Source organism: Pseudoflavonifractor hominis (genome assembly GCF_014288125.1).
Taxonomy (GTDB): domain Bacteria; phylum Bacillota; class Clostridia; order Oscillospirales; family Oscillospiraceae; genus Pseudoflavonifractor_A; species Pseudoflavonifractor_A gallinarum.
In genome coordinates, this window is sequence record NZ_JACOPR010000001.1 from 330,208 (window position 1) to 344,559 (window position 14,352).

Sequence of the window (14,352 nt, forward strand, 5' to 3'; positions counted from 1 at the left end):
GTCAGTATAGACCGCTCCGTCTAATATGTCAATTTTATTTGCGTATTTCCCTCATTTTTATCAATTCTGTATAATATGCTAAATTTCAAATGCTAATTTTACTTTTTTATGTTTCGCTTCTATCTCTTTTCATTCACTTTATATGACTTTTTGGTATATTAGTACTACCAAATATTTTTTTGAGTCTCTTTCTTCGGCACTTTCACAAAGTAGAACGAACGGTTTTGCAGGGTCTTCCCTTTTATTCTGCATTTCTTCCATTTGCAAAAATCAATTTTTTCGCTACACCAGCCTTTCGATTGTCTATTTTATCTTATTTTCCGGTTTTATTTTTTCTTTTTTTCGTTTATTTGAATATAGTCTTGCATTCAACAGGTCCGGGAGGTATAATAAGGATGTTTCTCAGGCGAATTAAACTTTGTTGGACGTGGTACTAGATGGATGATCAGTTGCATATCCTGCGGGTAGACAATAAGCAGCTCTCCTATAAAACAAAGCGTGCGCTCTTGGATCTCATCCGCACTTCAAGTCAGGACAACGCCCCTTTCAAACTTCCCAATGAGGACGAGCTCTCACGCCGGCTGGGCATCAGCCGGAATGTACTGCGTGACGCGCTGGCCTCTCTGGAGGAAATGGGTGTGGTCACCCGTCGGCGCGGAAAGGGTACCATTGCCAATCCGCAGCTGGCCGACAACGCGTTCCGGCTGGATACCGCTCCGGAGCTCTTCCGCTCCATGGAGGAGGCCGGCTACCACCCCCGGATCGAGTCTCTGAACCTGGGCTTCGTGTTCCAGAACGACCCCGCTTTCGGTCCGGAGTCTACCTCTTATTTAAATACCGAAAAACTGGGCTGGATCGACGGCGTCGTGGCCGCCTACTGTACCGACCACATCGACGGGCGTTTTGCCGAGCCCGCCCGGGATTCCATCTTCAAGCTCCAGAACATGGGGCACTATCAGTTCCTGGAGCAGTACTGCCACACCACCATGGCCTACACCCTCTCCCACATCGACGCGGTCATCCCGCCCCCCGCTGTGATCGAGCTGATGCACCTGGGCGAGCACGAGCCCGTCCTTCTGATGGACGACTATGTCTATAACTACGACCATGAGATCGTGGCCCACTCCACCATCTATTTCCGCAGCGGGTTCCTGGACCTCAAGTTCCTGCGGAAAAACTGGTAAAGCTGCCTTACCGGCTGGAAATCCTCCCGATCCGACCCTTTGTGAGGGTACGTCAAACCTGTTTTACGATGCGATGACTCTGTAACAGATTTGACGTACCCTCTTCTTTTTTGTCTTTTCTGTTTCCTTTTTATTTAAACTGTATAGTCTTATGATGTTATAATGTATTTCTTTTGTGTAATATTCTATTGCGATTCCCGCGTTTTTTTGCCCGATCTTTCCTTCTTTTTTATAGAATAATGCTTTATTTTAAGTTTCTTCTTTTTCATAATCTACACGCCCTTTCGTGAGATTTGTCAAAATTATATTGACTTTACCAGGGTACCTTTATATAATCATCATAAGTTGTATGTAGTACAAAGGACTTGTACCTCTGTCTCTGCATCTGCGATCTGCTGGAAAGCCTGTCTACCGTGTCCCTGCGGTTCTCCGGCGCTTCGAACGGAAAAGCTCGTGTTCCCATCGGCAAACAAACCAATCCGAAAGGAGCCAGAAAATGAACGTTGTAGAAATGCATGGCATCTGCAAATACTTCGGGAATTTTTGTGCCAACAAGAACATCGAATTTACCCTGAAGCAAGGCGAAGTCCATGCGCTGCTCGGCGAAAACGGAGCCGGTAAGTCCACCCTGATGAACATCCTTTACGGCCTTTACGCCCATGACGAAGGACATATTCTCATCAACGGGGAAGAAGTTCACATGTCCAGCCCCAGCGTGGCCATTCAGCACGGCATCGGCATGGTGCACCAGCACTTCATGCTGATCCCCCAGCTCACCGTCACGCAGAACATCTTCCTCGGCATGGATAAAGAGACGGGTATCGTCCACCACATCAAAGAGCTGGACAAAAAGGTCCAGGAGCTCAACGACCGGTTTGGCTTCAACGTCAATCCCCAGTCCCTGATTTGGCAGATCCCCGTCGGCGTGCAGCAGAAGGTGGAGATCCTCAAGGTCCTGATGCGTCAGGCCAAGATCCTCATTCTGGATGAGCCCACCGCTGTTCTGACTCCCAACGAGGTGGAAGAGCTCTTTACCTCCATCCGGATGCTGGCCGACAGCGGCTATTCCATCATCCTCATCACCCACAAGATGAGCGAGGTTATGACCTACGCCGACCGCGTCACCGTCATGCGGCTGGGCGAGGTGATCGGCTCGGTCAACGTCAAGGACACCACCGAGGAAGAGCTGGCCCACATGATGGTGGGCCGCGACGTCCATCTGGAGCGCCAGATCGAGCCCAAGGAGGCCGGCCGGCCCCTGCTGGAGATCGACCATCTCCGCGTCAAGAACGACAAGGGCCTGCCCGCGGTGGACGGCATCTCCTTCGCGGTCCACGCCGGTGAGATCGTCGGCATCGCCGGCGTCGACGGCAACGGCCAACTGGAGCTGGGCGAGGCCATCGTCGGCGGACGCAAGATCGAGGACGGCGACATCCGTCTGGACGGCGAGTCGGTCACCAAGGCCAACATCCGCCGCCACCTGGATCTGGGCCTGGCCCACATCCCGGACGACCGCCTCACCAAGGGTCTGGTCCTCCAGTTCCCCATCAAGCAGAACCTGATCATGGGCACCCAGCGCAAAGCCCCCTTTGCCCACGGTCTCATGGCCGACAACCACGCCATCACCAAGCACGGCGCCGAGATGGTGGAGGCCTTTGATATCCGTCCCCACGATCCCGAGTATCTGGCCGGCGGCCTCTCCGGCGGCAACCAGCAGAAGGTCATTCTGGCCCGCGAGGTCTCCCGTGACCCCAAGGTCATGCTGGCCATCCAGCCCACCCGCGGCCTGGATATCGGCGCCATCGAGTTCGTCCGCTCCAAGCTGGTGGAGGAGCGCGCCAAGGATAAGGCGGTCCTGCTCATCTCCACCGACCTGGACGAGATCCTCTCCCTCTCCGACCGTATCCTGGTCATGCACGGCGGGCGCGTCATGGGTGAGGTCTCTCCCGATGTCGACGTCAGCATTCTCGGCCTGATGATGGCCGGTAAGAGCCAAGAAGATCTGAAGGCGGAGCAGCACGCTGCCGCAGGAGGAGGCGTCCAAGGATGAAAGAAAAACTGACGGGACTGTTACAGTCCATCTGGAAACCCCTGGTGGCGGTGTTCTTCGCCGTCATCTGCAGCTGGCTGCTGCTGACGGCCTTCGGCTATCCGGCCAATGAGGCCTTTGTCTCCCTGTGGGACGCCACCTTCGGCAATCTCCGCGTGTTCGGCAACACCCTGAACAAGGCCTGTCCCCTTCTGTTCACCGGTATCGCCGTGGCCATCGGCAACCGCGGCAGCGTCTTTAACATCGGCGCAGAAGGTCAGTTCATCATGGGCTGTACCGCCGCCACCTGGGTGGGCATCACCTTCACCTATATGCCCGGTATCCTCCTGATGATCCTCATGGTTCTGGCCGGCGCGCTGGCCGGTGCCGCCTGGGCCTTCATCCCCGGTCTCCTCAAGACCAAGTTCAGCATCTCTGAGATCATCACCACCATCATGTTCAACTACATCGCCCTCCAGCTGGTGGGCTATCTGGTCCGCAACCCCATGCGCGACCTGAGCCAGGCCGAGCCCCAGTCCTACACCATCGCGGAGCAGGGTTTCATGCCTTACCTCATCGCCAAGACCAAGCTGCATCCCGGCTTCCTTTTCGGCTGCATCGCCGCTGTGGTCATCTTCATCCTGCTCTTCAAGACCTACTTCGGCTATGAAGTGCGCGCCGTGGGCTACAACTCCACCGCGGCCAAGTACGGCGGCATCAACGTCAGCCGCACCATGATCTCCACCATGCTCATCTCCGGCGCTCTGGCCGGCATGGGCGGCGCGTTCGAGGTGGCCGGCTCCGCCCACTACCTCTACGAGAAGATCTCCAACGGCTACGGCTACACCGCCATCGCCGTGGCCATCCTGGCCAACAACAACCCCATCGGCGTCATCCTCAGCTCCCTGCTCTTCGGCTTCCTGGCGTCCGGTTCCACTGCCATGCAGCGCAACATCGGTGTCTCCTCTTCCTTCGCTGACATCGTGCAGGGCATCATCATCATCTTTGTCGCTGTGGCCGCGGTCAGCCGCGTGAAGAAAAAGCGTACCGCTCCGGCCCGTCCCGGTAAAAAGCCTGTTTTGAAGGAGGCGAAGCAGTAATGGATCTCTCTTCTTTCCTCGCTGCGACGATTCGCATGGCCATTCCCCTTCTGATCGCTGCTCTGGGCCTGGTGGTCTCTGAGCGCGCCGGCCTCATCAACATCGGCGTGGAGGGTACCATGCTTACCGGTGCCTTTGCCGCCTTCGCCGTGGCCTACTACACCAACAACTACTGGCTGGGCATGCTGGCCGGTATGCTGGCAGGCTGCTTCATGACGCTGATCTTTGCGGTGGCCTCCATCCGCTTCAGGGCACCCCAGGTGGTCATCGGCTGCGCCATCAACATGCTGGGCTCCGGCTTCACCGCCGTTTTGTTCCGCAAGATGTTCTTTGACGCGCAGACCGGCGGCACCCAGGTCACCCCCTTCCCTCCCATCCAGATCCCCGGCCTCTCCAGCATCCCCTTCATCGGTGAGGTCTTCTTCCAGCACAACATCATCGTCTACATCGGCTTCATCCTGGTTCCGGCCATCTGGTTCCTGATGAACCGCACCTCCATCGGCACCCGGATCATCGCCGTGGGCGAGCATCCCAAGGCGGCCGACAGCCTGGGCATCAACGTCTTCACCACCCGCTATGCCGCCACCCTCTTCAGCGGATTGCTGATGGGTATGGCCGGCGCCTACCTGGCCATCGCCCAGTCCAACACCTTCCAGGTGGACATGACCGGCGGCAAGGGCTACATCGCCATGGCCGTGGTGGTCCTGGGCAAGTGGAAGCCCGGCGGCGTGCTTCTGGGCGCTCTGATCTTCGGCGGCTCCAATGCCCTGCAGATGACCCTCCAGAACGCGGGCCTCAACATCCCCAACAACCTCATCCTGATGGTGCCCTACATCGTCACCGTTCTGGCTGTTCTGGCCGCCTGCAAGAAGAAGGCCGTGGACGCCAGCGCCAAGGGCGTGGCCTACGAGAAGGCGTAAGCATTCCCATCCAAGCACCCTTCCTCAGCAGAATGTATGGATCCTATTTGATCACGTTTTATCCCATTCCGTAACCAAAACCATTGGTTTTAAAAACATTTTATTGGAGGAATGAACATGAAAAAGCTGATCCCTTTGATCCTGTCCGGCGCGCTCCTGCTCGGTACTGCCGCCTGCGGCGGCGGCACCTCCACCACTCCTGAGGGCAGCACTCCTCCCGCCGAGGGCGGCAGCGAGGCTTCCGACGTGAAGATCGGCATCCTGATCCCCGGCTCCCCCACCGACGGCGGCTTCTCCCAGCAGGGCGCCGAGGCCGGCAAGAAGCTGGAGGAGAACTACGGCTACGAGGTGGCCACCGTTGAGGCCGGCACCGCCGACGTCATCAAGTCCGAGGCCGAGACCATGGCCGCTGAGGGCTACAAGATCGTCTTCGGTCACGGCGGTCAGTGCTCCGCTCCCTTCGCTGAGATCTGCGAGGACTATCCCGACACCTGGTTCGTCACCTTCGGCGGCACCGAGATCCGGGACAACCTCTTCCCCGTGTGCATGTGCGCGGAGGAAGGCACCTATGTGCTGGGCGTGGCGGCCGGTATGATGACTCAGACCGACAACATCGCCTTCACCCTGGGCGGCGACTACCCCGCCTACACCAAGACCACCATGGGCTTCGCCCTGGGCGCCAAGAGCGTCAACCCCGACCTGAAGATCCAGGAGGCCGTCCTCAGCTCCCCCGACTCCAACGAGTGCTATGAGACCACTATGAACCAGATCAAGAGCGGAGCCGACTTCATCCTCTCCAACTCCAACGAGGGTCAGGCCGGCGCCATGAAGGCCGTGGGCGAGAGCGAGAACGTCTACACCTTCGGCTGCCTGGGCAACTTCTTCGACATGGCTCCCGGCAAGGTTCTGGGCAACATCATCGGCGACTACAACGTGGGCTATGACGAGGCCACCAAGGCCATCATGGAAGGCACTGCTGAGGCCGAGATCATGTACCTGACCATCGCCAACGGCTGTGTGTCCGTGGAGTGGAACTCCGACATCCCGCTGCCCGAGGACGTGCAGGCTGCCGTGGATCAGGCCTACGAGGACATCAAGAGCGGCAAGATCGACGTTCCCAACGAGTATGAGCAGGACGCTGCCAAGGAGCAGCTGGCTTCCTACAACTAACCTCTGCTTTTCCAACGCGATCCTTTGAACTTCGCATTATCTCCTCACCGAATATACGAGGAGGGCCGGCGCAGCTGCGCCGGCCCTTTTTCGTTTTCCACCCTCTATCTCAACTGATGAAAGGAGCCTTTCCCATGAAGCCACGTGTGGTACTGATCGGCGGCGGTCTGATGTCCGCCGCGGCGGCAGCGGCTCTGGCCCGGGCCGGACATCCGGTCACCGTGCTGGAAAAGGGCGAACTGGCCTGCGGCGCCTCGGGCGCCAACCTGGGGCAGCTCTCCCTCTTCGACCGCATCGAGCCCTGGCACTATGCCCTGGCCTGCGAGACCTTTGAGGAGTTCTCCCACCTGGGAGAGACCATCGAATACGACTGCTCCGGCGGCGTGGTGGTCCTCCAGGATGAGGCCCAGTACGAGGGGGCCCTCCCCGTCTGCGACGCCCTGCGCCGCCTGGGCGAGCCCGCCCGCATCCTGGTGGGAAAGGAGGCCCGGGAGGTGGAGCCCTTCCTGGACGACACGGTGATCCACAGCGTGCTCCACTGCCCCCATGAGGGCAAGCTCAACCCCCTGCTCACCACCCTCCACTACTACCGCCAGGCCGAGGACGCCGGGGCGGAGATCCGCCTCCACACCTGCGTGACCGGATTTGAGACCTGCGGCGACACCGTCACCGCCGTGCAGACCAACCAGGGCCGGGTGGAGGGCGACCTCTTTGTCAACGCCGCCGGCGCCTGGAGCCTGGATCTGGCCGGGATGCTGGGGCTCTCCATCCCCCTGGGCTACCACCGGGCCACCGCCTTCGTCTCCCAGCCCATTCCCCCCTGCATCCGGGGTCCCATCGTGGGCGGCGAGATGTTCCTGGCTCACCGGGACATGTCCCTGCGCCGCCACATCGGTCTGGGCGGCGTGCAGACCGCCCACGGCAGCGTCATCATCGCCCAGGCCACCGAGACCTCCGGGGTGGACAGCCGGGAGGTCACGCTCCCCGGCCTGTGCCTCACGGCCCGCACCTTCCTGGACCACTTCCCCACCCTGGGCGACCTGGAGATCGTCCGGGCCTGGGCCTGCGTCACCCCCTTCACCCACGACGGGCTCCCCATCTTCGGCTTCAGCCGCTCCTTCCCCAACCTCTTCCACTTCACCGGCTTCAAGGGGGCCTTCTCCATCGCCCCCGCCGCCGCCCGCGTGCTGGTGCGCGCCCTGGACGAGGGCTTCGTGTGGGAGGGCGACGCCTTCTCCCCCGACCGTACCGTCTCTGCCCTTTGAAAGGAGGAATTTTGATGCATCGGATCCAACAACATCCCATCCTCTCCGTGGAGGAGCGCCCCGTGGTCCACATCACGGTGGACGGCACCCCCATCGAGGCCCGGGAGGGAGATACCATCGCCGCCGCCCTCATGGCCAACGGCATCCGCACCTTCCGCCACACCGCCCGCTATCACGAGCCCCGGGGCCTCTTCTGCGGCATCGGCCAGTGCACCGACTGCGTGATGGAGGTGGACGGCAAGCCCAACGTGAAAACCTGCATCACCCGGGTCCGGGAGGGCATGACCGTCCGCACCCAGGAGGGAAATGGAGGGAGCGCTTCATGAAACACTATGATGTGATCGTGGTGGGGGCCGGACCCGCCGGTCTGGGGGCCGCCATCGAGGCCGGACGGCAGGGTGCCAAGGTCCTCCTGCTGGACGAGAACGACCGCCCCGGCGGCCAGCTTTTCAAGCAGATCCACAAGTTCTTCGGCTCCCGGGAGCACTACGCCGGGACCCGGGGCTTCGCCATCGGCCGCCAGCTGCTCCAGGAGGCCGAGGAGGCCGGGGTGGAGATCCACCTGGGCCGCCGGGTGTGGGGCATCTTCCCCGACGGCAGCGTCACCGCCGCCAACGACACCGAGAGCGTCCGCTACCAGGGCTCCTACCTCATCCTGGCCACCGGCGCCTCGGAGAACGCCCTGGCCTTCCCCGGCTGCACCCTCCCCGGCGTGATGACCGCCGGCGCGGCCCAGACCTTCGCCAACGTCCACCACGTCCTGCCCGGGCAGAACATCGTGATGGTGGGCTCGGGCAACGTGGGCCTCATCGTCACCTATCAGCTCCTCCAGGCGGGGGCCAACGTCAAGGCCATCCTGGAGGCCGCCCCCAAGCTCTCCGGCTACGCCGTCCACGCCGGAAAGGTCCGCCGGGCGGGCGTGCCCGTCCTCCTGAGCCACACGGTCACCCGGGCCATGGGCGACGGCTCCCTGGAGGCCGTGGAGATCGCCCAGGTGGATGAGCACTTCGCCCCCATCCCGGGCACCGAGCAGGTCATCCCCTGCGACACCCTCTGCCTGGCCGTGGGCCTCACCCCCCGGGTGGAGCTGGCCGACGTGAGCGGGTGCGACCTGGTCTGGTCCGGACCCCTGGGCGGAAAGCTCCCCCGCCACAACCGGCACATGGAGAGCAGCCGCTCCAACATCCTGGTGGCCGGCGACCTGGCCGGCATCGAGGAGGCCAGCACCGCTCTGGACGAGGGCCGCCTGGCCGGCACCCGGGCCGCCTACCGCCTGGGCCTGCTGGACGAGGGGACCTACGAGGGCCGCCGGGCCGAGATCCAGGGCCGCCTGGACCGGCTGCGCCAGGGACCCTTTGGAGAAAAACGCCGCCGCGCGAAAGAGGAGGTCTGGAAGGCATGAAACAGGAACGCGATATCGTCTGCCGCTGCGAAGAGGTGACCCGGGAGGAGATCATGGAGGCCATCCGGCTGGGAGATGACTCCCTGGACGCCATCAAGAAGCGCACCCGGGCGGGCATGGGCTTTTGTCAGGGCCGCACCTGCAAGCGCCTCATCGCCCAGATTTTAAGCGCCTATTACCACCTGCCGGTGGACCAGTTTCTCCCCGGCAGCATCCGTCTGCCCATCATGCCCATCCGCCTGAGTCTGCTGGCCGAGACCGTGGACGGCGCGGTGGAGAGCGAGGAAGGAGGAGAGGTCCATGCGCCGGATTCTCATTGACTGTAAGGAGCACATCCCCTGCAATCCCTGTCAGTTCGCCTGTCCCACCCACGCCATCGTGGTGGGAGACGACATCACGGAGCTCCCCCACGCCGACCCGGAGAAGTGCGTGGGCTGCGGGGCCTGCGTGGCCGCCTGCCCCGGTCAGGCCTGCTTCCTGATCGACCCCGACTTCAGCGAGAGCGAGGCCACCATCGACTTCCCCTATGAGTATCTTCCCCTCCCCCCGGTGGGGCTGGAGGTGGAGGCCCGGAACAACCTGGGCGAGACCCTGTGCACCGGGCGGGTGGTCAAGGTCCTCTCGGTCCCCGCCTACGACCACACCAATCTGGTGCGCATGGCCGTCCCCAAGGACCTGGTCCAGCAGGTCCGGGGCATGAAGCCCTGGCGGGGATAACACCCGCGGGCTTCTCGTCAGACGGGTTGCCGCAAGCGCCTCGCAGAGTTCCGCCGTCCGCAGACGGCGGAAGAGAGTCAAGATCGTGTTTTCCGGCGGCGTGTACGTCGGAAAACACTCCGCTCAGGCCGCAAGTGTGCGAGCCGGGAACCCAAACGAAGCCCAGCGAAGCGGGTTTGTTTGGGAGAGGAGGGGCAAGGGAGTGAAGTGAGCCCTGGCCGCAAGGCCAGGGGGAACGGTACGGACTTTGCCCCGACGAAGTGCTTGCGGCGGCCTGCATCTCCCTCGAAAAAACGCTCTGCGTTTTTGAGAAGCGCCCCGGTCGGTGCCGGGGCGCTCTCTTTTTGCGCATCTGGCCCAAAGGCCTGCGGGCTTCCCAGGGCGCTTTTTGTCTATTCCTGCGTTTGACTCTTCTCCATTCTCTGTGCTAATATGTTTCAGGAAATCGGTTACATGAGAAAAAAGGAGAAAGATTTATGAAGAAAGTTCTGACCCTGTTCCTGGCGGCCCTCCTGTGGGCCGGTCTGGCGGGCTGTACGGCGGGCTCTGCCGCGCCCTCCCCCACGTCCTCCCAGCGTCCCGCCTCCCCCTCTGCCGGAGTGGAGTACCCCTCCCAGACCAAGGTGGGCTTCCTGCTGCCCGGCGACCCGGCGGAGGACCGCTTCTCCGGCGTGGCCGACAAGGCCGCCCAGGAAATCAAGGCTACTTACGGATACAGCGTGAAGGTGGAGACCGCCTCCACCGACGAGGCCATTTCCGCCGCGGCCCAGGCCATGGCCGAGGAGGGCTTCGCCATCATCTACGGCCACGGCGGCCAGTGCGCCGCCCCCTTTGCCGCCCTGTGTGAGCAGTACCCCGACACCTGGTTCGTGACCGTGGGCGGCGACCAGGTGAAGGACAACCTCTTCCCCATCACCATGTGCGCCGAGGAGGGGGCCTATCTGGCCGGCGTCCTGGCCGGTCTGACCACCGAGAGCGGCATTCTGGGCGTGAGCCGCAGCGCCGACTATCCCGCCATCAACAAGACCACCAACGGCTTCATCCTGGGCGCCAAGAGCGTCAACCCCCAGGTGGAGATCCTGGAGACCGTTCTGGACGGTCCCGACGGTGAGGCCGCCTATGCCGCCGTGCAGGAGCAGCTCGCCGCCGGCGCGGACGTGATCTTCAGCAACACCAACGAGGCCCAGCCCTCCGCCCTCCAGGCTGTCCAGGAGAACGGCAAAGCCCGCGCCTTCGGCATGCTGGGCAACTACACCGAGTACGCCCCGGAGCAGCTCATGGGCAACGTCCTGTGTGACTACGTGGAGGCCTACCGCCAGGCCACCGAGGCCATCATGGCCGGCACCATCACCGAGTCCGCCCCCATGTTCATGACCACCGGCAACGGCTGCGTGAACTTCTACTGGAACGACGCCGTCAAGGCCCAGCTTTCCACCGAGGCGGTCCAGGCGGTGGAGGACACCTTCCTGGCCATCAAATCCGGCGAGATCCAGGTGCCCAACGAATTTGAGCAGGATCAGATTTCTTTCTGAGCTTGAACCCTGCCGCAAAACAGAATCCCCCGTTCCGCTGTCCTCAGACGGCGGAACAAAGTTTAATCGTGTTTTCCGGCGGCGTGTACGTCGGAAAACACTCCTCTCAGGCCGCAAGTGTGCGAGCATCAGCGAGTGCATGCGGCGGCCTGCATCCCCTCGAAAAAATGCTTGCATTTTTGAGAAGCGTGTCGAACTGGTTCGACACGCAAATCCCCCGTTCCGCCAGTCGGCGGAACGGGGGATTTTTCCTCACACGAGATAAAATTCTTACTTCAGGTTGGCCTTGAGGGCGTCGATCCGGTCGGTGCGCTCCCAGGTCAGATCCAGGTCGGTGCGGCCGAAGTGGCCGTAGGCGGCCAGCTTCCGGTAGATGGGCTTACGCAGCTCCAGGTCCCGGATGATGGCGGTGGGACGCAGGTCGAAGGTCTTTTCCACCGCCTCTTCCAGGGCCAGGTCGGAGACCTTGCCGGTGCCGAAGGTGTCCACCCGGATGGAGACCGGCTCAGCCACGCCGATGGCGTAGGCCAGCTGGACCTGGCAGCGGCTGGCCAGACCGGCCGCCACCACGTGCTTGGCCACCCAGCGGGCGGCGTAGGCGGCAGAGCGGTCCACCTTGGTGGGGTCCTTGCCGGAGAAGGCGCCGCCGCCGTGGGGGGCGCTTCCGCCATAAGTGTCCACGATGATCTTGCGGCCGGTGAGGCCGGAGTCGCCCTGGGGACCGCCGATCACGAAGCGGCCGGTGGGGTTTACGTAGATCTTGGTGTTCTCGTCCAGCAGCTCAGCGGGGATGGTGGGCTTGATGACCAGCTCGATCATGTCCTTGCGGATCTGCTCCAGGCTGGCCTCGGGGCCGTGCTGGGTGGAGAGGACCACCGCGTCCACCCGGACGGGCTTGTTGTTCTCGTCATACTCCACGGTGACCTGGGTCTTGCCGTCGGGGCGCAGGTAGTCCACCAGGCCCTCCTTGCGCACCGCGGTCAGGCGCATGGCCATCTTGTGGGCCAGGGAGATGGCCAGGGGCATGAGCTCGGGGGTCTCGTCGCAGGCATAGCCGAACATCATGCCCTGGTCGCCGGCGCCGTTGGTCAGGTCCTCGCCCTGGCCGCCCTCCTTGGCCTCCAGGGACTGGTCCACGCCCAGGGCGATGTCGGCGGACTGCTCGTCGATGGAGGTGATGACGGCGCAGGTGTCGCAGTCAAAGCCGTACTTGGCCCGGTCGTAGCCGATCTCCCGGATGACCTCCCGGGCGATCTTGGGGATGTCCACATAGCAGTGGGTGGTGATCTCGCCCATCACGTTGACGAGACCGGTGGTGACGGTGGTCTCACAGGCCACGCGGCCCATGGGGTCCTGCTCCAGAATGGCGTCCAGCACCGCGTCGGAGATCTGGTCGCAGATTTTGTCGGGATGTCCCTCGGTCACGGATTCCGAAGTAAAAAGTCGCTTTGCCAATTTGATTCCTTCCTTTCCAAAATACACGCCTTGCCGAGAACGGGAACCACAAAAAAGCGCTCCGCCGGACGGCGGAGCGCATGGAGTCTTGTTGTCCATCCTCATCTTTCGATTTACACCGCCGGATTTGGCACCTTTCCTTCCCGCGTGTTACGGCGTTCAGGCAGGTTGCCGGGCTTCATAGGGCCGTTCCCTCCACCTCTCTCGATAAGGCTATTCAGTTGGTACAAGGTATTCTATCCTCTTTGCCGAAACTTGTCAAGAGTCAATTCCAACTATATTGCTGGGATTTATGGCATTTATGCCTTCCAGCCGTTGAGATAGGCCCGCTGGTCCTCGGTCAGGGCGTCGATGTGCAATCCCATGGCGGCCAGCTTGACCCGGCCGATCTCGTCGTCGATGGAGTCGGGCACGTTGTAGACCTTCTTCTCCAGCTCGTCCCGGTGCTTCACCAGCCACTCCAGGGCCAGGGCCTGGACTGAGAAGGACATGTCCATGATCTCGGCCGGGTGGCCGTTGCCCGCCGCCAGGTTGACCAGGCGGCCCTCTCCGATGACGTTGAGCACCCGTCCGTCGGGCAGGGTGTAGCCCTCGATGGAGTCCCGGCGGACCTCCCGCTTGACGGCCATGGCGGCCAGGGAGGCCACGTCCACCTCGCAGTCGAAGTGGCCGGCGTTGGTGAGGATGGCGTTGTGCTTCATCTTCTCAAAGTGGCGGGGGGTGATGACGTCCTTACAGCCGGTGACCGTGACGAACACGTCGCCCAGGGCGGCGGCCTCGTCCATGGTCATGACCCTAAAGCCGTTCATGGTGGCGTCCAGGGCCTTGAAGGGGTCCACCTCGGTGACGATGACGTTGGCCCCCATGCCGCTGGCCCGCATGGCCACGCCCTTGCCGCACCAGCCGTATCCGGCCACCACCACGGTCTTGCCCGCCACCACCAGGTTGGTGGTGTGCATGATGGCGTCCCACACCGACTGGCCTGTGCCGTACTTGTTGTCGTAGTAGTGCTTGGCCTTGGCGTCGTTGACCGCCATCATGGCGCAGGGCAGGATGCCCTCCCGCTCCCGGGCCCGCAGGCGGAGGATGCCGGTGGTGGTCTCCTCACAGCCGCCGATCAGGTTCTCCCCCAGATCGGCGCACTTCCCGCCCAGCAGGTGGATGAGGTCGCCCCCGTCGTCCACCACCAGGTGGGGCTTGAAGCGCATGGTCTCGATGAGATGGGCCTCATACTCCTCCGCCGTGGCGCCGTGGATGCCGAAGGTCTCCACCCCCATGCTGTCCAGCCCCGCGGCCACGTCGTCCTGGGTGGAGAGGGGGTTGGAGCCGGTCAGGCGCACCTCCGCCCCGCCCTTCTGGAGCACATAGCCCAGATTGGCGGTCTTGGCCTCCAGATGGACGGATACGGCCACCCGCAATCCCGCAAAGGGGCGCTCCCGCTCAAAGCGGGCCTCGATCCCGCCCAGGGCGGGCATGAAATCCCGCACCCACTGGATCTTCCGGCGGCCGGACTCGGCCAGGGACCTGTCTTTTACGATGCTCATGGGGACATGACCTCCTGTTTGTGATGGTATGTTT

General features: G+C 62.1%; 13 protein-coding genes and 1 riboswitch. Of the genes, 11 read left to right on the top strand and 2 right to left on the bottom strand.

Annotation, left to right across the window (positions count from 1 at the left end; genetic code table 11):
- The first annotated feature begins 437 nt into the window (after positions 1–437).
- The 11 genes from H8S34_RS01590 to H8S34_RS01640 all read left to right on the top strand — a co-directional run bounded on the left by H8S34_RS01590 (position 438) and on the right by H8S34_RS01640 (position 11,319).
- Positions 438–1,184: a GntR family transcriptional regulator gene (locus tag H8S34_RS01590; RefSeq protein ID WP_101693616.1), complete on the top strand. Its 747-nt coding sequence runs from the start codon at positions 438–440 to the stop codon at positions 1,182–1,184.
- A 496-nt stretch (positions 1,185–1,680) separates the two neighbouring features.
- Complete coding sequence (locus H8S34_RS01595) at positions 1,681–3,234, top strand: ABC transporter ATP-binding protein (protein ID WP_101693617.1); 1,554 nt, start codon at positions 1,681–1,683, stop codon at positions 3,232–3,234.
- Positions 3,231–4,313, top strand: coding sequence for an ABC transporter permease (locus tag H8S34_RS01600; protein ID WP_101693618.1), 1,083 nt, complete (start codon positions 3,231–3,233; stop codon positions 4,311–4,313). The genes H8S34_RS01595 and H8S34_RS01600 overlap by 4 nt, the downstream gene beginning before the upstream one ends.
- Positions 4,313–5,233: an ABC transporter permease gene (locus H8S34_RS01605; protein ID WP_101693619.1), complete on the top strand. Its 921-nt coding sequence runs from the start codon at positions 4,313–4,315 to the stop codon at positions 5,231–5,233. The genes H8S34_RS01600 and H8S34_RS01605 overlap by 1 nt, the downstream gene beginning before the upstream one ends.
- A 117-nt stretch (positions 5,234–5,350) precedes the next feature.
- Positions 5,351–6,403, top strand: coding sequence for a BMP family lipoprotein (locus H8S34_RS01610; protein WP_186962858.1), 1,053 nt, complete (start codon positions 5,351–5,353; stop codon positions 6,401–6,403).
- Positions 6,404–6,537: 134 nt separating this feature from the next.
- Positions 6,538–7,668, top strand: a complete 1,131-nt coding sequence (locus H8S34_RS01615) for an NAD(P)/FAD-dependent oxidoreductase (protein WP_186962859.1) — start codon at positions 6,538–6,540, stop codon at positions 7,666–7,668.
- Positions 7,669–7,682: 14 nt separating this feature from the next.
- Entirely contained in the window at positions 7,683–7,994 is a 312-nt protein-coding gene (locus H8S34_RS01620; RefSeq protein ID WP_101693622.1) for a (2Fe-2S)-binding protein, read from the top strand.
- Positions 7,991–9,070 (top strand): NAD(P)/FAD-dependent oxidoreductase, encoded by a 1,080-nt coding sequence (locus H8S34_RS01625; RefSeq protein ID WP_186962860.1) that lies wholly within the window; start codon positions 7,991–7,993, stop codon positions 9,068–9,070. The genes H8S34_RS01620 and H8S34_RS01625 overlap by 4 nt, the downstream gene beginning before the upstream one ends.
- The gene (locus H8S34_RS01630) at positions 9,067–9,390 is read left to right on the top strand and encodes a (2Fe-2S)-binding protein (protein ID WP_101693624.1); all 324 of its coding nucleotides are present in this window, start codon (positions 9,067–9,069) and stop codon (positions 9,388–9,390) included. The genes H8S34_RS01625 and H8S34_RS01630 overlap by 4 nt, the downstream gene beginning before the upstream one ends.
- Complete coding sequence (locus H8S34_RS01635; RefSeq protein WP_186962861.1) at positions 9,371–9,787, top strand: 4Fe-4S dicluster domain-containing protein; 417 nt, start codon at positions 9,371–9,373, stop codon at positions 9,785–9,787. Before H8S34_RS01630 ends, H8S34_RS01635 begins: the two co-directional genes overlap by 20 nt.
- Before the next feature lie 476 nt (positions 9,788–10,263).
- Positions 10,264–11,319: a BMP family lipoprotein gene (locus tag H8S34_RS01640; RefSeq protein WP_186962862.1), complete on the top strand. Its 1,056-nt coding sequence runs from the start codon at positions 10,264–10,266 to the stop codon at positions 11,317–11,319.
- A 270-nt stretch (positions 11,320–11,589) separates the two neighbouring features.
- On the opposite strand, the gene metK is transcribed toward H8S34_RS01640, so the two are convergent.
- On the bottom strand, positions 11,590–12,774 hold the full coding sequence (gene metK, locus H8S34_RS01645) for a methionine adenosyltransferase (protein WP_101693627.1): 1,185 nt from the start codon (positions 12,772–12,774) through the stop codon (positions 11,590–11,592).
- A gap of 98 nt (positions 12,775–12,872) precedes the next feature.
- A riboswitch (SAM riboswitch) is annotated at positions 12,873–12,988 on the bottom strand.
- Between the two features lie 85 nt (positions 12,989–13,073).
- Positions 13,074–14,318, bottom strand: a complete 1,245-nt coding sequence (locus H8S34_RS01650; protein WP_186962863.1) for an adenosylhomocysteinase — start codon at positions 14,316–14,318, stop codon at positions 13,074–13,076.
- Between the last annotated feature and the right edge of the window lie 34 nt (positions 14,319–14,352).

Coding starts and splice junctions, on each gene's coding strand:
- H8S34_RS01620 (WP_101693622.1), top strand. CDS start 7,683: ATGCATCGGATCCAACAACATCCCATCCTCTCCGTGGAGGAGCGCCCC.
- H8S34_RS01615 (WP_186962859.1), top strand. CDS start 6,538: ATGAAGCCACGTGTGGTACTGATCGGCGGCGGTCTGATGTCCGCCGCG.
- H8S34_RS01650 (WP_186962863.1), bottom strand. CDS start 14,318: ATGAGCATCGTAAAAGACAGGTCCCTGGCCGAGTCCGGCCGCCGGAAG.
- H8S34_RS01600 (WP_101693618.1), top strand. CDS start 3,231: ATGAAAGAAAAACTGACGGGACTGTTACAGTCCATCTGGAAACCCCTG.
- H8S34_RS01630 (WP_101693624.1), top strand. CDS start 9,067: ATGAAACAGGAACGCGATATCGTCTGCCGCTGCGAAGAGGTGACCCGG.
- H8S34_RS01635 (WP_186962861.1), top strand. CDS start 9,371: ATGCGCCGGATTCTCATTGACTGTAAGGAGCACATCCCCTGCAATCCC.
- H8S34_RS01640 (WP_186962862.1), top strand. CDS start 10,264: ATGAAGAAAGTTCTGACCCTGTTCCTGGCGGCCCTCCTGTGGGCCGGT.
- H8S34_RS01595 (WP_101693617.1), top strand. CDS start 1,681: ATGAACGTTGTAGAAATGCATGGCATCTGCAAATACTTCGGGAATTTT.
- H8S34_RS01610 (WP_186962858.1), top strand. CDS start 5,351: ATGAAAAAGCTGATCCCTTTGATCCTGTCCGGCGCGCTCCTGCTCGGT.
- H8S34_RS01590 (WP_101693616.1), top strand. CDS start 438: ATGGATGATCAGTTGCATATCCTGCGGGTAGACAATAAGCAGCTCTCC.
- H8S34_RS01605 (WP_101693619.1), top strand. CDS start 4,313: ATGGATCTCTCTTCTTTCCTCGCTGCGACGATTCGCATGGCCATTCCC.
- H8S34_RS01625 (WP_186962860.1), top strand. CDS start 7,991: ATGAAACACTATGATGTGATCGTGGTGGGGGCCGGACCCGCCGGTCTG.